The sequence below is a fragment of the Nonomuraea sp. NPDC050478 genome, assembly GCF_044458265.1.
Classification (GTDB): Bacteria; Actinomycetota; Actinomycetes; order Streptosporangiales; family Streptosporangiaceae; genus Nonomuraea; species Nonomuraea ferruginea.
Genome location: NZ_JBITHT010000002.1, coordinates 303,297 through 323,352 on the forward strand (window position 1 = coordinate 303,297; position 20,056 = coordinate 323,352).

Annotated in this window: 17 protein-coding genes; 8 read left to right on the top strand and 9 right to left on the bottom strand. The window is 74.4% G+C overall.

The features are described from left to right. Nucleotides 1-91 precede the first annotated feature (91 nt). From ACIBF7_RS09435 to ACIBF7_RS09455, 5 genes are all read right to left on the bottom strand, one after another. Nucleotides 92-739, bottom strand: coding sequence for a response regulator (locus ACIBF7_RS09435; RefSeq protein WP_397197253.1), 648 nt, complete (start codon nt 737-739; stop codon nt 92-94). Then, nucleotides 736-1,836 carry a sensor histidine kinase gene (locus tag ACIBF7_RS09440; protein WP_397196854.1) on the bottom strand — a complete coding sequence of 367 codons (1,101 nt, stop codon included), beginning with the start codon at nt 1,834-1,836 and terminating at the stop codon, nt 736-738. The genes ACIBF7_RS09435 and ACIBF7_RS09440 overlap by 4 nt, the downstream gene beginning before the upstream one ends. Further along, a complete protein-coding gene (locus ACIBF7_RS09445) occupies nt 1,833-3,245 on the bottom strand; it encodes a hypothetical protein (protein WP_397196855.1) in 1,413 nt (470 codons plus the stop codon). The genes ACIBF7_RS09440 and ACIBF7_RS09445 overlap by 4 nt, the downstream gene beginning before the upstream one ends. Nucleotides 3,246-3,373: 128 nt before the next feature. After that, a complete protein-coding gene (locus tag ACIBF7_RS09450) occupies nt 3,374-6,403 on the bottom strand; it encodes an NACHT domain-containing protein (protein ID WP_397196856.1) in 3,030 nt (1,009 codons plus the stop codon). Between the two features lie 71 nt (nt 6,404-6,474). Continuing rightward, nucleotides 6,475-8,337, bottom strand: a complete 1,863-nt coding sequence (locus tag ACIBF7_RS09455) for a propionyl-CoA synthetase (protein WP_271279203.1) — start codon at nt 8,335-8,337, stop codon at nt 6,475-6,477. 141 nt (nt 8,338-8,478) lie between these two features. On the opposite strand from ACIBF7_RS09455, the gene ACIBF7_RS09460 reads away from it, so the two are divergent. Genes ACIBF7_RS09460 through ACIBF7_RS09470 form a run of 3 tightly spaced genes read left to right on the top strand, consistent with a single transcriptional unit; the run spans nt 8,479 to nt 13,157 of the window. Continuing rightward, entirely contained in the window at nt 8,479-9,117 is a 639-nt protein-coding gene (locus tag ACIBF7_RS09460) for a DNA polymerase beta superfamily protein (RefSeq protein ID WP_397196857.1), read from the top strand. Continuing rightward, nucleotides 9,114-9,845 (top strand): DNA polymerase beta superfamily protein, encoded by a 732-nt coding sequence (locus ACIBF7_RS09465; protein ID WP_148032022.1) that lies wholly within the window; start codon nt 9,114-9,116, stop codon nt 9,843-9,845. The genes ACIBF7_RS09460 and ACIBF7_RS09465 overlap by 4 nt, the downstream gene beginning before the upstream one ends. Nucleotides 9,846-9,860: 15 nt before the next feature. Next, the gene (locus tag ACIBF7_RS09470) at nt 9,861-13,157 is read left to right on the top strand and encodes an AAA family ATPase (protein WP_397196858.1); all 3,297 of its coding nucleotides are present in this window, start codon (nt 9,861-9,863) and stop codon (nt 13,155-13,157) included. Between the two features lie 247 nt (nt 13,158-13,404). On the opposite strand, the gene ACIBF7_RS09475 is transcribed toward ACIBF7_RS09470, so the two are convergent. Both ACIBF7_RS09475 and ACIBF7_RS09480 read right to left on the bottom strand, forming a co-directional pair. Next, nucleotides 13,405-14,181, bottom strand: a complete 777-nt coding sequence (locus tag ACIBF7_RS09475) for an arylamine N-acetyltransferase (RefSeq protein WP_271280058.1) — start codon at nt 14,179-14,181, stop codon at nt 13,405-13,407. Between the two features lie 43 nt (nt 14,182-14,224). Beyond that, entirely contained in the window at nt 14,225-15,148 is a 924-nt protein-coding gene (locus tag ACIBF7_RS09480) for a GNAT family N-acetyltransferase (protein WP_397196859.1), read from the bottom strand. A 135-nt stretch (nt 15,149-15,283) separates the two neighbouring features. Between ACIBF7_RS09480 and ACIBF7_RS09485 the strand changes: the two genes are divergently transcribed. Next, nucleotides 15,284-16,198: a hypothetical protein gene (locus ACIBF7_RS09485; protein WP_219544352.1), complete on the top strand. Its 915-nt coding sequence runs from the start codon at nt 15,284-15,286 to the stop codon at nt 16,196-16,198. A gap of 25 nt (nt 16,199-16,223) precedes the next feature. After that, on the top strand, nt 16,224-16,745 hold the full coding sequence (locus ACIBF7_RS09490; protein ID WP_397196860.1) for a hypothetical protein: 522 nt from the start codon (nt 16,224-16,226) through the stop codon (nt 16,743-16,745). Nucleotides 16,746-16,755: 10 nt separating this feature from the next. Here the strand turns inward: ACIBF7_RS09490 and ACIBF7_RS09495 are convergent, their stop codons facing one another. Beyond that, complete coding sequence (locus ACIBF7_RS09495) at nt 16,756-17,550, bottom strand: class I SAM-dependent methyltransferase (RefSeq protein ID WP_271280060.1); 795 nt, start codon at nt 17,548-17,550, stop codon at nt 16,756-16,758. Nucleotides 17,551-17,683: 133 nt separating this feature from the next. Here ACIBF7_RS09495 and def point away from each other — a divergent pair, with 133 nt between their 5' ends. The 3 genes from def to ACIBF7_RS09510 are packed head-to-tail and all read left to right on the top strand — an operon-like array spanning nt 17,684 to nt 19,075. Beyond that, nucleotides 17,684-18,235, top strand: coding sequence for a peptide deformylase (def, locus tag ACIBF7_RS09500; RefSeq protein ID WP_397196861.1), 552 nt, complete (start codon nt 17,684-17,686; stop codon nt 18,233-18,235). A gap of 59 nt (nt 18,236-18,294) precedes the next feature. Continuing rightward, entirely contained in the window at nt 18,295-18,726 is a 432-nt protein-coding gene (locus ACIBF7_RS09505) for a CBS domain-containing protein (protein ID WP_397196862.1), read from the top strand. Between the two features lie 10 nt (nt 18,727-18,736). Then, nucleotides 18,737-19,075: an MmcQ/YjbR family DNA-binding protein gene (locus ACIBF7_RS09510; RefSeq protein ID WP_148032030.1), complete on the top strand. Its 339-nt coding sequence runs from the start codon at nt 18,737-18,739 to the stop codon at nt 19,073-19,075. A 25-nt stretch (nt 19,076-19,100) separates the two neighbouring features. On the opposite strand, the gene ACIBF7_RS09515 is transcribed toward ACIBF7_RS09510, so the two are convergent. After that, nucleotides 19,101-20,039, bottom strand: coding sequence for a hypothetical protein (locus ACIBF7_RS09515; protein ID WP_364235381.1), 939 nt, complete (start codon nt 20,037-20,039; stop codon nt 19,101-19,103). Nucleotides 20,040-20,056 lie beyond the last annotated feature (17 nt).

The following is a 20,056-nucleotide window of genomic DNA, read 5'->3' on the forward strand; positions in this document are numbered from 1 at the left end:
TCCCCCGCCTACCACACCCGCGGCATCCAGCACCGAATGACGGAGGATCAGAGGTGGGTGCGGGTCGTCCCCCGCCACACCCGCTGCGTGGTCAGGGGTGGTGGCCGGGGCGGGTGAGGCCGGTTTCGTAGGCGATGACCACGAGCTGGGCTCTGTCGTGGACGCCGAGTTTGGTCATCATGCGGTTGACGTGCGTCTTGACGGTGGCGGGGCTCATGAACAGCTCGCCGGCGATCTGGTCGTTCGTGCGGCCGTGCGCGACGCGGGCGAGGACCTCACGCTCGCGGCCGGTGAGGGGGGCGAGCCGGTCGTCGTTCACGCCGGGCCGGGCGGCGAACTCCTCGATCAGCCTGCGGGTGACCCCCGGGGACAGGAGGGCGTCGCCCCGGGCGGCCACCCGGACCGCGTGCCGGATCTCGGCCGGTTCCGCGTCCTTGACCAGGAATCCGCTGGCACCCGATCGGAGCGCCTCGTACACGTACTCGTCCAGGTCGAAGGTGGTCACCACGACGACGCGGGTCCGCCCGGAGACGATGCGGCGGGTCGCCTCCAGCCCGTCGACGCCGGGCATCCGGATGTCCATCAGCACCACGTCAGGCCCGAGCCGGGCCACCTCGCGCACCGCCTCGGCCCCGTCGGCGGCCTCCCCGACGACGGTGAGATCGTCCTCCGGGTCGAGCAGCGCGCGCAGCCCCGCCCGGACGAGCGGCTGGTCGTCGGCCAGCAGGACGGTGATCACGCGGGCATCCACGCCGCCACCCGGAACCCGCCCGCCGGACCGGCGCCCGTGGTGAGTCTCCCGCCCGCGGCCTCCACCCGCTCGGCCATCCCCCTCAACCCATGGCCTCCCGCGTCCAGACCGAGGGTGCCGGACGGGCCGGTGCCGTCGTCGTCCACGCGCACGCGCACGCCCGCCTCCTCGTACGCCAGCGTCACCGTGGCGCGGGTGGCGCCGGCGTGACGGATGGTGTTGGTCAGGGCTTCCTGGACCACCCGGTAGACGGCCAGGTCCACGGCGGGCGGCAGCAGCCGGGGCTCGCCGGTGGTCTCCAGCGTGACCGGCAGCCCGGCGGTCCTGGCCAGGGCGGGGAGCTGGGCGCTGCCGGGCAGGGGATGCCGGGGCCGGAGCACGCCGAGCACGCCCTTCATCTCGGCCAGCGCCTGCCGGCTGGAGTCGCGGATCACCTGGAGGGCGTCGCGGGCTTCCGGCGGCCCGCCCGCGCGGGCGACGGCCTCGGCCGCGACGGCGGCGTGCAGCGCGATCACCGACACCGTGTGGGAGGTGACGTCGTGCAGTTCCCTGGCCACCCGCAGCCGCTCCTCCTGGGCGCGGCGCAGCGCCTCCTCCTCGCGGCCGCGCTCGGCCTCGGCGGCGCGGCGCTCGACTTCGAGGGTGTAGGCGCGGCGGGCCCGCGACACCTCGGCGGGCTGCGCGGCGACGAGGACGAGCAGCGCCCAGATGACCACGGCCACCGCGTTGTCCACCCCGGGGTGGAGCACCGCCGCGACCGCCGGCACCGCGACCAGGAACGCCGCCCCCGCCCAGCCCGCCGCCCGGCGGCCGGTCGAGATCGTGGCGAAGACCGAGATCAGCGCCGGAGCGGGCCAGAACGCGTACGCGTAGCCGAGGGTGAACAGGGCGGCGACCGCCCCGGCGCTGATCGCCAGCGCGACCTCCGGCCTGCGGGGCAGCCAGGCGAGCGCGAGCACGGCCGTGACGAGCAGCGCGTAGCCGGCCGGGTCGAGGGGCGTGGCCCCGGGCTGGTTGTCGTAGGCCATGACGGTCGAGTACAGGACGACCACCGCCATGCCGCAGACCAGGGCGAGCGTCCTCACATGTTCACGGTAGTGCGCTCGTCCCCCGCCGCGCGATACCGCGGTCGCGGTATCCCGTGTACGGCGAGCGCGGCGGCGACGCAGGCCGGCGGGATCGCGGGCAGCACGTACCGGTGGTCGAAGTCGAGCGCGGCGACCGGCGCCACCAGGAGGAACGCGGCGAACGCCCACGGCAGCAGCGCGGGCCGCCGCCGCCCGACGGACCCGGCGGCCCCGGCCAGCATCAGCACCCCGAAGAGGGTCCCGTGCAGGAACCACGGGTACGGGTAGGCGGCCAGCACCGATCCCCACGGCTCCACCGACCGCATCCCCCTGATGTCCGGGTCGTAGTCGGCGCGGACCGCGCGCACCAGCTCGTTGTCGGGCACGGTCCAGACCCCGTACGGGAACGTGGAGGTCGGCGTCATCCGGTCGGGGTGCGGCACCGGCTCCCAGGTGAAGGCGAGCGCGGTGTCCCCGGCGATCTGCCGCAGGTAGTCCAAGGGCTGGGCGGCGATGGCGCGCAGGGCGAAGGACCTGGCCAGGTCGTTGTACGCGAACCGGTCGCCGGGCAGCAGGTTGAGCGAGGCGCCGGGCGCCCACACGTACTCGGAGGCGGCGTCCATCACGGTGCCGTTCGGGCAGAGTCGCGCCTCGGCGGGCGGCGGCTGGATGACCGAGCAGTCGGCGAACGTCATCGTGCGGGCCCATAACGCCACGCCGTCGGAGCCGCTGAGCGCGAACCGGTCGTGGTGGCGTTCGTACCATCCGGCGTAGGCGAGCAGCGGCAGCGCGCCGGCCACCAGCAGGACGGCCGCCCGCCGGCGCCGGCCCCGCCTGAGCAGGAGCCAGAGCGCGGCCAGGCCGATCAGCGGCACGGCGGCGGTGCGGGTGAGCCCGGCCAGGGCGAGCAGCAGGCCGGCCCCGGCCGCCGCCCGCGCGGTGACCTCCTCCCGGCGGCCCAGCACGAGCAGCGCGGCCATCACCAGGAAGATCGCCTGCAGGTCGGACAGGATCGCGTGCTCCAGCCGGACGAACGACGGGTCGAACAGCACCGGCAGCGTGGCGAGGGTGGCGCCCCAGCCGGGCAGCCCGCGCGAGCGCAGCAGCGCGTACATCAGCACGGCGACGCCCAGCCCCATCGCGTGCTGCACGCCCGCCACGAGTTCCACGCTGTGGAAGGGCCGCAGCAGCCACAGGAAGGCGGAGTATCCGGCGGGGTGGAAGGCCCCGTTCGGCCGCATGCGCACGGCGGTGTCGAGGTACGTGAACGAGTCGTACCAGTACACCATCGCGGTGTCGTACCCCAGCATGACCAGCACGCGCAGCGCGGCGGCGAGCACGAGCACGGCCGCGAACAGGCGGTGGCCGGCCGGTCGCGCCACGGCGGAGCGGCCTGGCGGGACACGGAAGGCGAGGACGGACGCCATGGCAGAGGTTCCCCCGGACGGGCCGGGCGGATCCCGGCGCGGAACCGCGGTTCAGCGGTCGGCGGATACCCTAGCGGTACTTGATCAAGCTATGTCGGCATTTATCCCGCAAAGTCCGGGCGAGCCGGTCAGGGGCTGTGGATCTTGCGGAGCACGTCCTCGGGGATGCCCGCCTCGACGAGGCTCTCCCAGCTCTCGAACCGTTCGGCGATCATGGCTTCCACGAGCGGCCGCAGCAGCGCGTGGTCGGCGCCGGCGTGCAGCAGCTCGCTGACGATGCGGCCGCGGCCCGCGAACGGCAGCCGGGCGCCGTCGATCGTGACCGCGTGCGCGATGAGCGCGAGCAGGCGGGCGTCGGGCGGCAGGCCGGGGGCGGTGGCGGCGGTGATCGCGTCGAGGTAGCGGGCGAGCCGGTCGTCGGGGTTCAGGGGCTCGCCGGTCAGCAGGTCCCGCAGCAGCCGGGGCAGGCTGGCCACCCGGCCCCGCGGGCGCAGCAGGAGCGGCGGGTCGGCGCCCTCGTCGAGCAGGTCGGCCAGCAGGTCGGTGTCGGGGTTGAGCAGGTACGCGCGCTCGGCGAACACCCTGATCCGGTGGCGCAGCACGGTGGCGCGCCGCCCGAGGCCGTGACCGAACCACCAGCCGAGCCCGTCGCCGCCCGGCGGTTCGGCCGGCCCGCCGAGCAGGATGTCGCGCTCGCCGTGCTCGGAGACCCGCAGCGCGGGCATGGCGGCCAGCAGCCCGCTCCAGCCGCCGTCGCCGAGCTGGCTGCGCCACAGGTGGGCGTGCGAGGTCCACCGCGCCAGCGGGTCGGGGCCGCCGAACAGCTCCGACACCAGTACGGGCGCCGCGGACGCGGCCACGATGAGCAGGGTGAGGTTGGCGGAGTAGGCGGCCAGCCGCCGCGTGACCGGCCGCCGCACCGGCTCGAACGCGGTGAAGGAGCGCCGCCGCCGCTCGTACAGCGACTCGCGCAGCAGCACGCCGAGCAGTTCCACGGCCCGCTCGCGCTCCCGCGCGGGCAGCCCGGCGAGCAGTTCGACGGCGAAGCCCACGATCGGCCCGCGCTCGGCCAGGCAGGAGAACGAGGTGACCGCGTACAGCAGGTCGTCGTCCAGGTCCTGGGCGGGCGCGGCGGCCAGCTCGCCGCCGGTCAGGTCGTGTCTCCTGACCAGCTCGCGCACCGCGAACACGGCCAGCCAGCCGACGAGGAACTCGCCGAACGTGGCGTGCGCGAACTCGTAGCCGTCTGTCCCGTTCCCCGGACGGTGCGCGGACGTACGGCGCGCGAAGAAGAACCGCCTGGTGGCCCGGTCCGCCCCGCTGCCCGGCCCGCACAGCGCCGCCAGGTCGGCGTCGAGCGCGGCCGCCGCGGCGACCGGCCGGCCGCGGGCGAATATCGACAGCGCGACCGCCCCGAGCCGCACCAGCTCCCGGTCGACGAGGGCGCGCAGCCGGGGCGGCGGCAGCCCGACGGCGGAGGCGTCCCTGGCGACCTCGCGGCGGGCGAAGCCGCGGATCAGCGCCTCGTACAGCTGGGCGCGGCCGATGGGGCCCGCGCCGCGCACGCCGTCCCCCGTGGCGTCGTGCAGGGCGAGCAGGAGCAGGAGCAGCGGCTGCGTGGCGAGCTCGGGGTGGGCCAGCGCGTCGCCGGCGGACAGCGGGGCGCGGTCACGTCGGGCGAGCACCGCCCGGTTGGCCTGGTCCCAGATGTCGAGCCAGCGCCGCACCTGGTCTTCCTCGAACGGGCGCAGCTGCAGCACGACCAGGCCGTCGGGGAAGCGCACCCGGTCGGCCACGACGGTGCGGCCGGTGACGACGACGGCGACGGGCCGGCCGACGCGGTACTGCCTGGCCTGGAACTCCTGGATCTGCTCCAGGTAGTCGTGGCGGCCCTCGCCGGCGGCCTGGACCAGCTCGTCGAACCCGTCGAGCAGCACCACCGGCAGGGCCTCCTGCCCGGCCTCGACCAGCTCCTCGAAGCGCACGTCCTCGCCGAGCGAGGTACGCAGCCCCTGGTCGATCTGGGACAGCACGGTGGACTCCGCCACCACGTCGTGCAGCCGCACCCGGATCGGCAGGAACTCCGACCCGGCCAGCCGCGCGGCCAGCACCTCCACGAGCGTGGACTTGCCGGCGCCCGGCTCGCCCAGCACGACCAGCGGCGCCTGGGTGGCGCCCAGCGAGGTGAGATGACCGACCAGGAACGCCTCGGTGTCGGGCAGCGCCCGCTGCCCGGCCCACCAGCTCCTGGCGGCCGGCCTGGGCGGCTCGGCGGCGGTCCCCGCCAGCTCAGCGACCCGGCAGCGCGGGGTGATGTAGCCCTCGCCGAGCAGCGGCAGCGTCACGTCATCCGGCGGCTCGCGGCCGGCCATCAGCGGCTGGTCGAGCGCGCCGGCGGCCAGCCGCACCAGGTGGATGACGGGCCGGTCGCCGGTGCGCGGCGGGGCCAGCTCCGCCAGCAGCCGCGCCACCCGCGACAGCCCGGCGCCGGGCGGCGGCTGCTCGGCGGCCAGGCTCCACCTGCCGAACTCGGGGCGGTCCAGGGCGAGCAGCCGGTAGTCCTCGTCGTAGACGCGCAGCGCGTGCGCCTCCGGGCCGTCGGCGAACAGCGCCGGCAGCCGGGCCCGGTCGCCCGCCGGCAGCTCGCCCCACACGGGCAGGCCGCGCGCGTACGACAGGAGCGCCTCCGACATCCGCCGGTGGACCAGCCGCACGGCCTGCCGGGTCTCCTCGTACGGGCGATGCGGCTCGGGCGTCGGCAGCCCGGTGGCGAGCAGGCTCCTGACGAGGGCGGCGTACCGCTCGGCCGCCTCCGGGTGGCGGGTGTGGTCCAGTCGCTCCAGGGTGACCGGGGGCCTCGCCTCCTCGCCCAGGGCCTCGAAGTACGCGGAGACCACGATCACGGCGTGGGCCGCGGCCAGCCGCCGGGTCCTGACGAACCGGGTGTCGCCGCCGCGCCGGGCGGCGACCCCGCGCACCGTGTCCTCGGTGTAGCGGACGATCTCGCCGCGCAGCTCCACCAGGCCCGCGGCGGGCACGGCGGCGCCGCCCCAGCCGGTCGGAGGCACGGCCGCGGCCCGCTCGACGGCCTTGGCCAGCCGGGGCCGCTCACAGCCGAGGATGTCCAGCGCGCCCGCGTAGCTCAGGATGTCCGTCATCGGCGTCTCCGAAGAGCGTGAGAGCTCCCATCATGACGCCGTTGGTCCGGCTTTGGAGGGTTGTCGGATGCTCAGCCCTTGAGCGCGTCGGTGATCTCCGTGAGGGCGGCGGGGTCCTCGATGGTGGACGGCACGCGGTAGGGGGTCCCGGCGGCGATGTCGCGCATGGTGCCGCGCAGGATCTTGCCGGAGCGGGTCTTCGGCAGCCGGCTCACGACGACGGCCCTGCGGAAGGCCGCGACGGGACCGATCCGCTCGCGGACCAGGGCGGTCAGCTCGCGCTCGACGTCGGCGGGGTCGCGTTCCACACCCGCCTTGAGCACCACGAGCCCGACCGGGAGCTGCCCCTTCAGCTCGTCGGTCACGCCGATGACCGCGGACTCGGCGACGTCCGGGTGGTCCGCGAGCACCTCCTCGATGGCCCCGGTGGACAGCCGGTGCCCGGCCACGTTGATGACGTCGTCGATGCGGCCCATGACGAACAGGTAGCCGTCCTCGTCGATGCGGCCGCCGTCGCCGGTCAGGTAGTGGCCTGGGTAGCGCGACAGGTAGGCCTCGGTGAAGCGGTCGTCGTCGCGGTAGAGGGTCGGCAGGCAGCCGGGGGGCAGCGGCAGCCGGACCGTGACGGCGCCCTCGACGCCGGGCGGGCACTCGTTCCCGTCGTCGTCGAGGATGCGCATGTCCCAGCCGGGTACGGGCTTGGTGGGCGAACCCGGCTTGACCGGCAGTTCCTCGATGCCGACGCAGTTGGCGGCCATCGGCCAGCCGGTCTCGGTCTGCCACCAGTGGTCGATGACCGGGATGCCGAGCAGGGCCGAGGCCCAGTGGTAGGTGTCGGGGTCGAGCCGTTCGCCGGCGAGGAAGAGGTAGCGCAGGCTGGACAGATCCCACTTTTTGGCGAAACTGCCGGACGGGTCTTCCTTTTTGATCGCGCGGAACGCGGTGGGCGCCGTGAACAGCGTACGCACCCCGTACGTCGACACCACCCGCCAGAACGCGCCCGGGTCGGGCGTGCCGACGGGCTTGCCCTCGTACAGGACGGTCGTGCAGCCCGCGAGCAGCGGGGCGTAGACGATGTAGGAGTGGCCGACGACCCAGCCGACGTCGGAGGCGGCCCAGTAGACCTCGCCGGGCGCGGCGCCGTACACGTTGGCCATGCTCCAGTGGAGCGCGACCGCGTGGCCGCCGTTGTCACGGACCACGCCCTTCGGGGCGCCGGTGGTGCCGGAGGTGTAGAGGATGTAGAGCGGGTCGGTGGCGGCCACGCTGACGCATCCGGCGGGTTCCGCGTCGCGCACGGCGCTCTCCCAGTCGAGGTCGCGGCCCTCGGTGAGGTCGGCGGGGTGCTGCTCGCGCTGCAGGATCACGCAGTGGGCGGGCCGGTGCGACGCCCGCTCCAGCGCGGCGTCCAGCAGCGGCTTGTACTCCACCAGCCGGGACGGCTCGATCCCGCACGACGCCGACAGCACCACCTTGGGCCTGGCGTGGTCGATGCGGACGGCCAGCTCGCTGGCCGCGAACCCGCCGAACACCACCGAGTGCACCGCCCCGAGCCTGGCGCAGGCGAGCATCGCGACCACGGCCTCGGGCACCATGGGCATGTAGATCACCACGGTGTCGCCGGCCCCGACGCCGAGCCCGCGGAGCATCCCCGCGGTGCGGGACACCAGGTCGAGCAACTCCCGGTAGGTGTAGCGGCGCGCGGACCCGGTGACGGGGCTGTCGTAGATCAGCGCGTCCTGGTCGCCCCGGCCCGCCGCGACGTGCCGGTCGACGGCGTTGTGGCAGGTGTTGAGCCGCCCTCCGGGGAACCACCGCCCGCCGTCGTGGGCCCGCTCGGGCTCCACGTCCCAGTCGACGCCCCGCGCCGCCTCGCGCCAGAACTCCTCCGGCGCCTCGATGCTCTGCCGGTAGACGGACTCGTAGCTACGCATTTCCGGAGCACTTCCCACGACTCAAGACTGTGTCAGCAATCGACGATCATCAACCCGGAACGGGCAACAAAGCCCTAAATTGGGGGATTCGGGCTTCGTGCTGGGCTCGGTGCCGACCACTGGAGGTAGGAGTCGATCCTCATGGGCGATGACCTGATCCTGTCCGTGGTGACCGGTTCGCGCGCGTACGGGCTGGAGACCGAGGCGTCCGACATCGACCGGCGTGGCGTGTTCGCGGCGCCGACCGAGGCGTTCTGGCGGCTGGACAAGCCGCCGACGCACCGCGACGGGCCGCTGCCCGAGCAGTTCTCGTGGGAGGTCGAGCGGTTCTGCGTGCTGGCGCTGCAGGCGAACCCGACGGTGCTGGAGTGCCTGTGGTCGCCGATGGTCGAGCTGGTCACGCCCGCCGGGCGGCGGCTGCTCGACCTGCGCCGCGCGTTCCTGTCGGACCGCGCCCAGGAGACGTTCGCCGGGTACGCGGACGCGCAGTTCCGCCGGCTGGACCCGGAGGCGCCGAAGTGGAAGCAGGCCATGCACATGATCAGGCTGCTGCTGAGCGGCCTCCATCTGGTCCGGCACGGCGAGCCGCGCGTCCGGATGGGCGACGACCGCGAGCGCCTGCTGGCGGTCAAGCGGGGCGAGGTGCCGTGGGCGGAGGTGGACGCCTGGCGCGCGCGGCTGGTCGCCGAGCTGGCGGCGGCCGACTCGGTGCTGCCGGAGCGGCCGGACCGGGACGCGGTCGAGGAGTTCCTGATCGGCGTGCGGAGACAGAACCTGTGAACCTGCCCGCCTGGTTGCCGGAGATCCCGGGTGAGCAGCCGTACCCGCTGGTATTCGCCACCGTGAGCGGGGCCCATCTGTACGGTTTCCCGTCGGCGGACTCGGACGTGGACCTGCGCGGCGTGCACGTGCTGCCCGCCCGGGAGGTCGTCGGGCTGGTCACCGGGCCGGAGACGCTCGACGCGACGTGGACGCGGGACGGCGTCGAGGTGGACCTGGTGACCCACGACCTGGCCAAGTTCTGCCGGTTGCTGCTGAGCCGCAACGGCTACGTGCTGGAGCAGCTCCTGTCGCCGCTGGTGGTGGCGTCGTCGCCGGTGCACGAGGAGCTGGTGGCGCTGGCGCCCGCGTGCCTGACGCGCCATCACGCCCACCACTACCTGGGGTTCGCGCGGACGCAGTGGCGGCTGTTCGGGAAGACGGGCGAGCTGAAGCCGCTGCTGTACACGTTCCGGGTGCTGGCCACCGGGATCCACCTGATGCGGTCGGGCGAGCTGCGGGCCGACCTGACGCAGCTGTATGAGTACGGACCCGCGTACCTGCCCGAGCTGGTGGCCGCCAAGCGGGAGGCCGAGCACGGCGCCGCGCCCGTGATCGCCTCGGCCGCCGCGGACGTGGCGAGGATGACCGCGGAGCTGGAGCGGGCCGGGGACGGCTCGGCGCTGCCCGGCACCGCCTCCGCGCACGCCGCCCTGCACGACCTCGTGGTCCGGATCCGCCTGGGGTAGCGCAGAATCGGTGCCATGACGTTCGTCGGCAGGCGGGAGGCGCTCGCGGCGATCAGCGGCGTGCTGGCCGCGGGTGCGGGATGCGTGCTGGTGGAGGGCCCCGCGGGGATCGGCAAGACCCGGCTGCTCGCGGAGGCCGCCCGCCTCGGCCGCGCACGCGGCCTGACGGTGGCCGCCGGTCGTGCCACCGAGCTGGACCGGGTGGCCCCCTTGTCGACACTGCGCTCGGCACTGGCCGGAGTCGTGCTGATCGACGTCACCGGTGGCGCCGATGTCCGGCAGGCCGCCGAGACGGACCCCACCGGCCACCCCCTCGACCAGCCCCATCCCCTCACGATCACCCACGACGACGTCCGGCGGGCCGCCGATTCGGACTCCATCGGCTATCCCGTGGATCGGGTGGAGATGATCGGGGAGGCGCTGGAGCGGTTCGCCGGGCCGTTGCTCGTGGTGCTGGACGACGTGCAGTGGGCCGACGAGCTGAGCCTGCTGGCGCTGCGCCGGCTGGTGCCGGGCGGGTCGCCGGTGGTGTGGCTGCTGGCCCGGCGGCCGCTGCCCGAGCAGGAGTCGCTGGACCGGCTGGAGGCGGTGCGGGTGCCGCTGCCGCCGCTCAGCCAGGAGGAGGCGGCGGAGCTGAGCGGTCACCTGCTGGGATCGCCGCCGTCGCGACCGGTTCTGGAGCTGGTACGGGCGAGCGGCGGCAATCCGTTCCTGCTGGAGGAGGCGCTGTCGGCGGCGCGTGAGGACGGCCGGGTCAGGATGGACGGCGGCTTCCCTGAGGCGGTGGAGCGGCGGCTGCTGCCGCTCGCGGCGGGGACGCGGCGGCTGCTGGAGGTCGCGGCGGTGCTGCGGCGGCCGTTCTCGGTGCACGAGGCGGCGGGGGTGCTCGGCACGCCGGTGGCCGGGGCGGTCGCGGCGGTGGAGGAGGCGGTCAGGGCCGGGGTGCTGGTGGACGAGGGCGGGCGGCTCGCGTTCCGGCACGACCTGATCAGGGAGGCGGTGTACGGAGGGCTGCCGGAGGCGGTCAGGAGCGCGTGGCACCGGGAGGCGGCCGCCGTGCTCAGGGCCGAGGGCAGGCCCCCGGCGGAGCTGGCCGAGCACCTGCGGCACGGCGCCCGCCGGGGTGACGCCGCGGCCGTGGCGGAGCTGCGTGCGGCGGCGGCCGGCCTCAGGGCCACCGCCCCGTCGGCCGCCGCCGACCTGATGACGCGAGCCCTCGACCTCTCGGACAGCTGGGATCCGGCGTTGGTCGCGGACGCCGTACGCCTCCTCGCCTCGGCGGGCCGCCTCGCCGATGCCCGCACCCTCGCCGACGACTGCTCCACGAGACCGTACGCCCGTCCCTGGTCTCCTGATACCCCGGCTCTCCCAGGTGATGAGAACGACCCGATGGACGGCCCCACCCCCCGGCGGCACGCACCCAGAGAGCCGAGCACGAGAACGGCGACGGCATCGGCGGACGCTCCGAGCGGGCAGACGGAAGCCGGACGGCTGGACACACCCGAAGAGCCGGGCGCGAGGACGGCGACGGCACCGTTGGACGCCCCGAGCGGGCAGACGGAAGCCGGACGGCTGGACACACCCGAAGAGCCTGGCGCGAGGACGGCGACGGCACCGTTGGACGCCCCGAGCGGGCACACGGAAGCCGGACGGCTGGACACACCCGAAGAACCGGGCGCGAGGACGACGACGGCATCGGCGGATGCGCTGGGCGGGCGGCTGAGTGCTGGGGAGGAGGCGGCGATCTGTCTCGGGCTGGCGGAGGCGCTCAAGCATGCCGGCGACGACGCGGGTGTGGTGGAGCGGACGGGGCGGGCGCTGGCGCGGGCCGGGGTGCCGGTGGAGGCGCGGGCGCGGCTGCTCGCGGTACGGGCGCACGCGCTGATGATGACCGGACGGATCGACGAGGCCGACGCGGCGGCGGCGGGAGCGGTGGCCAGTGGGGAGCCGTTCGGGCAGGTGGTGGCGTTGCAGGCGCGTTCGACCGTGGCGCTGTTCCGGGGCGAGCCTCGGGTGGCGCTGGAGCATGCCGAGCGGGCGGTACGGATCGCGGACGCGGCCGGGGGTGAGGTGGCGCACAGGCATCCACGGCTCTGGCTGGGCGCGGCCCTGACCGTGCTGGACCGGTTCGAGGAGGCGGACGCGGTGTACGCGGCGGTCGCGCGGGAGTCGGGCGCGGCGGGCACGGCCTGGTCGCTGCCGTTGCGTCACCGGTTCAGGGCGGATCTGCTGCTGGCGTGGGGCCGGTTGGACGACGCGGAGGCGGAGGCGGAGGCCGGGCTGCGGGTCACCGCCGAGCTGTCGGCGATGGCCCTCGCACCGGCGCTGCTGGCGGTGCTCGGCCACGTGGCTGCGCTGCGCGGCGACTCGGAGGCCGCCCGCCGCCACTTCCGCCAGGGGGCCGAGCTGGCGGGAAGCGGCCCCGGCCTGGTCCACGACGAACTGCGCTTCCGTACGGCACTCTTCGAACGGTCGCTCTACGGGCACGGGACGACGGGCAGGCGGATAAGGAGAGGCGAGGAGTCGGCCGACCGCGATCAGCGGGCTGGCGGAACGCCGACCCACCGCGATCAACCCACTCACGGAACACCGACTCACCCCGATCAACCCACCCACGGAACACCAACCGACCGCGAACAGCCCACCCCCGAATCACCGCTCAACCGCGATCAGGCAGCCCGAGGAACACCAACCGACCGCGATCAGGCAGCCCGGGGAACACTGGCCCACCGCGATCGGCGGGCCCTTGGGACGTCGGATGGTCTGGGTCGGGGCCGTGACGCGCCGGGGCTGGGGTGGCTGGGTGAGGAGGGGAGTGCGCTCACGTACCTGTTGTTGCAGGAGCCGTGGGCGGCGGCGCGGCTGCGTGGGGAGCCCGGGGTGGTGGCGGGCATCCGGGCGCTGGCCGCGCGCAACCCGGAGGTGATGTCGTTACGGGCGGCGGCCGCGCACGCGGAGGGGCGGCTGGCCGAGGCCGTCGAGCTGTACCGGGCGGCGCCGCGACCGCTGGGGCTGGCCGCGGCGCTGGAGGAGGCCGGGCGAAGGGACGAGGCGCTGGAGGTGTACGCGGCGTGCGGCGTCAGGAGGGACGCCGCCGGGCGCCCGCCGACCGGGTGGGCCGCGCTGACCCCGTCCGAACTGAGGGTGGCGCGGCTGGTCGCCCGGGGGTTGACGAACCGGGAGGTGGCCGCCGAGCTGTTCGTGTCCCCGCACACCGTCGACAGCCACCTCCGGCACGCCTTCGCCAAGCTGGGCGTCAGCAGCCGGGTCGAGCTGGCCCGGCACGCCCTGATCAGCGAGGGCCTCACCTGACCCACGCCCAGCCCGGCGGGGCCCGCGCCCGGCCTGAGGCCTCGCTGACCCGCGCCCGGACAGCGAAGGCGGCTCCGGGCCCGCGCCCCGGCCGGAAACCTCGCTGACCCGTGCCCCGACAGCGAAGGCGGCCCCGCGCCAGAGGCCTCTCTGACCCGCGCCCAGACGCGGCGGGGGCGTCCCCTTGCCCAGGCCGGAAACCTCTATGGCCCGTGCTCGGACAGCGAAGGGATGCCGGGCGAAGGCCTCAGTCTGGACGGCCCTCGGGGTAGATCAAGGGCAGCAGCGACGCGGCGTCCGCTTCGGAGATCGTGATGCCGATGCGGTCGCGCAGGCCGTCCCGCAGGCCCTCCGCCGTCCGCGCCCCCAGGTGCTCGATCCGTACGCGCTCGCCGATCGCCGTGCGCTGGGCCAGCACGTGGGAGAGGAACGGGGAGCGGGGGTGGGTGGCCACGTAGTGGTTGGCGACCTCGAAGTCGCTCGGGTAGTGGGGTTCGTCCGTGCGGAACCCGTACAGCTGCTCCTCCCCCGCGTGCAGGATCCAGAGGTCGCCGTCCCGGGTCAGGCGCCACCGCCAGGGGCCCGCCGAGGCGGTCGCCTCCTCGGCGAACGGCATCGGCTCCACCAGCCCGTCGCCGCCGAACCCCACGTCGGCCAGCCACCGCCGCCCGTCCGCGGTCACCAGCAGCATGGCGTGCGAGCGCGGCAGGTGGGAGCGGCCGCCGAGCCGGATGCGGGCCAGCAGCCGCGTCACCGGGAAGCCGAGGCGTTCCAGGGCGGCCGCGAACAGCAGGTTGTGCTCGTGGCAGTAGCCGCCGCGGCCCCCGGTCACCATCTTGTCCTGCAGGGACTTCGGGTCGAGCGGGATGCCCCTGCCGAGCACCACGTCCAGGTTCTCGAACGGGATGGCGGTGACGTGCGCGCGGTGGACCGCGCGCAGCGTCGCGGCGGACGGGGTGCGCGGGCCGCCGTGGCCGATCCGGTCGAGGTACGCGTCCAGGTCGAGATCATCGATGTGCCACATGGCTCAACCGTGCCGGAGCGGGCGGCCCGCGCGCATCACGCGTTCACGGGTTCGCGGAGAGCACGAGCCTGACGGCGAACAGCTCGTACCCGGCCCGCTCGAACGCCCGCGCCATCGGCGCGTTGCCCGTGTCGGTGTCGGCGACGACCCGGTCCGCGCCGCGCCCGGCGTGGCTGCGGGTGATCTCGGCGAGCAGGTCGCCGGCGTAGCCGTGGCCGCGGTGCTCGGGCAGCACGCCCAGGTAGCCGACCACCGGCCCGGAGGCGTTGGCGGACGGCAGCGCGAACCCGGCGAGCTCGCCGGAGCGGGTGTGGGCCAGCCGCCACCACGACCGGTCACCCGGCATCGCCAGGTAGTCGGCCAGGTCCTCCCTGGCCTGGGCCTCGGCGTCCTTGACGAGCAGCGCCTGCCGGGTGTGGTGGTCGAGGCTGCCGGCCGACGCGGCCGCGAAGGCGGCGACGAACGCCTCGTCGTCGGGCTCCTCCCGGAAGACCAGCCTGCCGGACGCCTCCGGCAGCGGCCGGTCCGGCGTCCACGCGTACCGGAGCCGTTCCAGCTCGTCGGTCAGGCCGGCGCGGCGGCAGGCCTCCTGCCGCCAGTCGACGGCGGCGGTGACGGCGTCGTTGCCGCGCCAGCCGACCGGCAGGAACACGTGGTAGGCGGGACGTGCGCCGAACGCGTCATGGGCGTGGCGCAGCAGCTCGGCCGCGAGCGCGACGCGGTCGGTGACCGAAGGATGGGTGTGGAGGCAGTCGAGCGCGAGCGGCCCGGCGCCGGGGAAGCCCCACCAGACGGCGCGGGCGAGGATCTCGCCGTTCTGTTCGGCCACCCAGATCCGGTCGTGGTGGTAGTGGCCGTCGGCGAGGAAGGAGCGCAGCCGTTCAGGATGGGCCCAGCTGACGGGCTCGTCGACGGCGCAGTCGAGCAGGCGGCCGAGATCAGGCGCGGCCGTGGGACGGAAAAGCACGAATCCTCCGAAGAGCGGGGTCGGACGCGGTGAGCGTCCGGAAGGAGCGGGACATCTCAGCGCCTCCTTTCGTCCGGTCTTACGGGGTAGGGGGACCATATCGCACTTGTCAGAAAGGTCCGACAGGATAGGGGAATGCCCGCCTACGAAGACGTTTTCCCGCTCCAGCCGCCCGTCCGTCTGCCGCCTCAGGACGAGCTCGTCGCCGCCGTGCGCGCGGCGCCGCTGGCGGCCGAGTTCCTCGACGGCCAGGAGGACGTGCTGGAGGCCTGGGGCGAGGTGTGCAGGGACCGGCTCGACGAGGGCCTGCTGCTGGAGGTGGTGCGCCTGTTCGTGGCGCGCGAGCCCGCCGTCGGCGACCCTCCCGCGGAGCTGGTGGCCTTCGGCCTGGTGAAGGGCGCGAACCCGTACGAGGCGACGCCGGTCGGGCTGTGGATGGGCCGGAGGCTGATCGGGGAGCTGACCGGGCAGGAGGTGCCCGTCATGGGCTCGCTCGCGGAGCGCGACGGGGCGGGGCTGCTGCTGGGCCTGCGCTCGTACCCGGAGGCGGACCGCGACGAGGAGCTGGCCGGCTGGCTGGCCCGCCGTGACGCGGCGGGGGCGGCCAGGGAGATCGCGGGCGTGCTGCCTGCGGTGAGCCCGCTCAGCCGGGCGATCGGCATCGAGCTGCTCGGCTTCCAGCTGGGCGACGAGGGCCGCCGGGCGCTGGACGACCTGGTGATCGAGCCCAAGGTGGGCGCGGTGATCGCCGCCCGGCTGAGCCGCGACGACCGGCAGCCGGCCACCGAGGAGATCGGCTGGGTGCTGGTGGACATGGCGGCGGCGCTGCTGGAGTTCGGCGGCGAGCCGTCCGAGGTGGTCGAGTCGGTGGCGGCCGGCATGGAGACGGACGAGCAGGCGAGCACGATCACGCTGCTGGCGCTCTGCGACCACCCGGCCACCGAGCCCGTGCTGCGGGTGTTCATCGACTACCACCCGGACGCCGGGGTGGCCGCCGCCGCCCGCAAGGCGCTGCGCCGCCTGCACGGCCTCGCCGCGGCCCGCGGGTGAGGGGCCGGGGGTAGAGTCGGCGACGATGACGAAGCATACGATCACCCGCCTGACCGGGACGATCCTCGGCGACACCTACGGCTGCGACTGCGGGGCCCAGCTGGGCGGGCGGATGGCGGCCGAGGTGCACGCCGCCGAGCACCACCAGTGCTCGGTCTGCCTGGGTTCGGCCGAGGAGGAGCCCGCGCCCGGCCTGACGCGTCCCTGCACCTCCTGCGCCGGCACCGGGCGGCGGCGCGAGCAGATCAACTGGCAGCTCGCGCACGCCGAGGCGGAGCGGCTGGTCACGCCCGTGGTGGTGCGCTCGGTGGTGGACGCCTTCGACGGGCCGTTCCGCCTGTCGGAGGTCGCCGACGCGGTGCGCGACGGGTTCGGGCTGCCGCCGGGCCGCCTGCCGGTGGGGCCGCGGGTGCGCGACCTGCTGCTGGAGATGCAGGCGGCGGGCGAGATCACCATGGTGTCGGCGCCGGACGAGCTGATCGACGGCACCGACGTGGTGCTGTTCCGCGACCCCCAGTGGCAGCGGGCGCGCACGCTCGGGCTCTGACCGCCGGTCGTCAGGCGCGGCAGATGATCTCGCCGTGCAGGATCGACATCCAGCCGTCGTCCGACCCGGCCCATGCGCGCCAGCCGTCGGAGACGCGCCGCAGGTCCTCCGCGGTGGCGGCGCCGGTGGCCAGGGCCTGCTCGGCCATCGCGGAGCGCAGGATCCGGTCGGCCCACATGCCGCCCCACCAGGCGCGGTCTTCCGGGGTGGCGAAGCACCAGGTGGACGAGGTGGCGGTGACGTCGGTGAACCCGGCGGCGCGGGCCCATGACAGCAGCCTCCGGCCGGCGTCCGGCTCGCCGCCGTTGCCGCGCGCCACCTTCTGGTAGAGCTCCATCCAGGTGTCGAGCGCGGGCACGCGCGGATACCACGCGAAGGCCGCGTAGTCGCTGTCGCGGGCGGCCACGACGCCGCCGGGCCGCGCCACCCGCCGCATCTCGCGCAACGCCTGCACGGGGTCGCCGACGTGCTGGAGCACCTGGTGGGCGTGCACGACGTCGTACGACCCGCCGGGGAAGGGCAGCGCGTGCACGTCGGCGACGGCGAAGCCGACGTTGCCCGCGCCTCTGGCCGCCGCCTCGGCCCTGGCCAGCTCCAGCGCCTCCTCGCTCACCTCGGTCGCGGTCACACTGGCCACCCTGGCGGCCAGGTCGGCGGTGATGGTGCCGGGGCCGCTGCCGACGTCGAGCAGGACCGCCTCGGGCCGGAGGTGGGGCAGGAGGTAGGCGGCCGAGTTGCCGGCGGTGCGCCACCGGTGGGAGCGCAGCACGGACTCGTGGTGGCCGTGGGTGTAGACGGCGTTCATCGGAACTCCCTCGTCTCGCCTGATGTCCGGCACGCTACCATTCATCTCGCCATACGAGAGAATATGTCTCATTATATGGATATATGGCGCTCGACCGTACACTGTTCCGGACGACTACGGAAGGGCGGTCGCCATGGGAGAGGTCCGGCCGATCGTGCGCGTGGGCGACCCGGTGCTGCACGCGCCGTGCGAGCCGGTCACCCGGTTCGACGACGCGCTGCGGGCGCTGGTCGACGACATGTTCGCGAGCATGTACGCGGCCGACGGCGTGGGGCTGGCCGCCAACCAGATCGGCGTGCCCCTGCGGGTGTTCGTCTACGACTGCCCGGACGACGACGGCGTCCGCCACCGGGGCGTCGTCGTCAACCCCGCGCTGAAGCTGCCGGGCGTCGGCGAGCGGCGTCTCGACGCGGGCGAGGAGGGCTGCCTGTCGGTCCCCGGCCAGTACGCCCCGCTCCCCCGGTCCGACCGGGCCACGGTGCACGGCTCCGACGCCGAGGGCCGGCCCGTCACGGTCGAGGGCACCGGCATGCTCGCGCGCTGCCTCCAGCACGAGACCGACCACCTCGACGGCCACCTCTACATCGACCGCCTCCCGGCCAAACGCCGCAAGCAGGTGCTGGCCGCGTACGAGCAGTCCCTCACCACAGGGCAAATTCCGACAAACAACCCACCCAGCACGTGAGCGACGGCAAATCGGGTAGATGGTGCTCCTCCGGAAGCAATCCATCGAGGAGACACACCATGGGCAGACACACCATGGCCAGAACCGTGGCAGACGTGATGACCAGCCACCCCGCGACCGTCGACGGCGACCAGCCGGTCAGCGTCGCCGCCGCGCTCATGCGCGACAACGACACCGGCGCGATCATCGTCAACGACCACGGCCGGATGGCCGGCATCGTGACCGACCGCGACATCACGATCAGGTGCGTCGCCGACGACAAGGGCCCCGACACGCCCGTGCGCGAGGCGTGTTCGCCAGGCGTCGAGGCCGTCTGCCCGGAGACCAGCATCGACCAGGCCGTCCAGCTCATGCGCCAGCACCACGTACGCCGCCTCCCGGTGCTCGAGGACGGCCGCGCGGTCGGCATCCTCAGCATCGGCGACCTCGCGATGGAGCGCGACCCGGACTCGGCGCTCGCCGACATCTCCGCGGCGGAGGGCAACCGCTAACGTTGACCACGTGGTCACAGTCGAGGACGTGCGGCGGCTCGCGGCGACTTTCCCGCGGTCATCGGAGCACCTGATCAGAGACCGGATCAAGTTCCGCGTGGGCTCCATCGTCTACGTCGCGTTCTCGCGCGACGAGACGCTGATGGGGTTCGCCTTCCCGAAGGAGGAGCGGGCCGCGCTGGTCGCCGCGGAGCCCGACAAGTTCCTCCTGCCCCCCGAGTCCGATCTGCGCTTCAACTGGGTCGTCGCGCGCCTGGCCGTCCTCGACCCGGACGAGATGCGCGAGCTGGTGCTGGAGGCGTGGCGGATGGTGGTGCCGAAGAAGGTGTACGCGGCCTACGTCGGCTAGCGCGACGGGGCCGCCCTTCAGCCGTTCAGGTGACGCTGCGATAGAGCCCCGCGGTGAGCTTCGTGATCCGGTTCACCGAGCCCCGCCACGCGCTGCCCGCCGGGTGCGCCGTCAGCACCGCCATCACGTACCTCTCGTCCTTGCCCACGAGCCCGGTCGTGTAGAGCACCGGCCGGCCGTAGTCGGGCACGCGCGCGTCGGCGGCGCGCGAGGCGACCAGGGAGATCGACGCGCTCTGCGTCCTGGCGTCACACCTGACCGGCGGCGTCAGCCCGAAGCCGGACCAGCCCTGCTTGACCGCCTTGCGGCCGGGCACCCCGTCGGGGATGCCGAAGGTCTGGTCGAAGCCGTCGCTGCCGCACGGCGTCGCCGCGCGCAGGTGGCCCAGGATCGTGTCACGCACCCGGGGCGAGGCGGTGTCGAGCAGGTAGCGGTAGGTCCGCACGACGTCGTGCGCGCTCAGCGTGGCGTAACCCCAGAAGCCGGGCTTGGACGCGGGCGGCGGCGTGGTGTCCGGCAGCCGGAGTTTGCGCGCCATGCGGGTGACGATGGCGCCCTTGCCGCCCCGGTCCCAGAACGTGGAGGCGGCGTCGTCGTCGCTCTCTCTCAGCATGATCTTCAGCAGCCTGGCGTCGGCCGCGGAGACGGTCCTGCGCGACTCCAGGAAGTCGATCGCGATCAGGATCTTGATGACCGAGGCGGAGCGGTACTTGCGGTGCGCGTGCCGGGTCGCGACGAACTTGCCGCGCTGCCGGTCGAACACCAGCCAGGACGCGGTCGTGCCCGGCGGGACCTTGGGCGGCCGCGCCGTACGTGACGCCGTGGCCCGGGCGGGCGGGCTCTCGGCCGACGAGCTCTGCGAGGTGCCGCTCGACGCGCGGGCGGGGCCCGCCGCGGGGCCGGCGACGCATCCCGCCGCGAGGGGTACGGCCGCGGCGACCGCGGCCCAGGGCTTCAATCGCATCGCACATACCTATCAGA

Excerpts from the sequence above, each read along its gene's own strand:
- ACIBF7_RS09445 (WP_397196855.1), bottom strand. The coding sequence starts at position 3,245 with ATGGCGTCCGTCCTCGCCTTCCGTGTCCCGCCAGGCCGCTCCGCCGTG.
- ACIBF7_RS09450 (WP_397196856.1), bottom strand. The coding sequence starts at position 6,403 with ATGACGGACATCCTGAGCTACGCGGGCGCGCTGGACATCCTCGGCTGT.
- ACIBF7_RS09455 (WP_271279203.1), bottom strand. The coding sequence starts at position 8,337 with ATGCGTAGCTACGAGTCCGTCTACCGGCAGAGCATCGAGGCGCCGGAG.
- ACIBF7_RS09460 (WP_397196857.1), top strand. The coding sequence starts at position 8,479 with ATGGGCGATGACCTGATCCTGTCCGTGGTGACCGGTTCGCGCGCGTAC.
- ACIBF7_RS09470 (WP_397196858.1), top strand. The coding sequence starts at position 9,861 with ATGACGTTCGTCGGCAGGCGGGAGGCGCTCGCGGCGATCAGCGGCGTG.
- ACIBF7_RS09475 (WP_271280058.1), bottom strand. The coding sequence starts at position 14,181 with ATGTGGCACATCGATGATCTCGACCTGGACGCGTACCTCGACCGGATC.
- ACIBF7_RS09485 (WP_219544352.1), top strand. The coding sequence starts at position 15,284 with ATGCCCGCCTACGAAGACGTTTTCCCGCTCCAGCCGCCCGTCCGTCTG.
- ACIBF7_RS09490 (WP_397196860.1), top strand. The coding sequence starts at position 16,224 with ATGACGAAGCATACGATCACCCGCCTGACCGGGACGATCCTCGGCGAC.
- ACIBF7_RS09495 (WP_271280060.1), bottom strand. The coding sequence starts at position 17,550 with ATGAACGCCGTCTACACCCACGGCCACCACGAGTCCGTGCTGCGCTCC.
- def (WP_397196861.1), top strand. The coding sequence starts at position 17,684 with ATGGGAGAGGTCCGGCCGATCGTGCGCGTGGGCGACCCGGTGCTGCAC.
- ACIBF7_RS09505 (WP_397196862.1), top strand. The coding sequence starts at position 18,295 with ATGGGCAGACACACCATGGCCAGAACCGTGGCAGACGTGATGACCAGC.
- ACIBF7_RS09515 (WP_364235381.1), bottom strand. The coding sequence starts at position 20,039 with ATGCGATTGAAGCCCTGGGCCGCGGTCGCCGCGGCCGTACCCCTCGCG.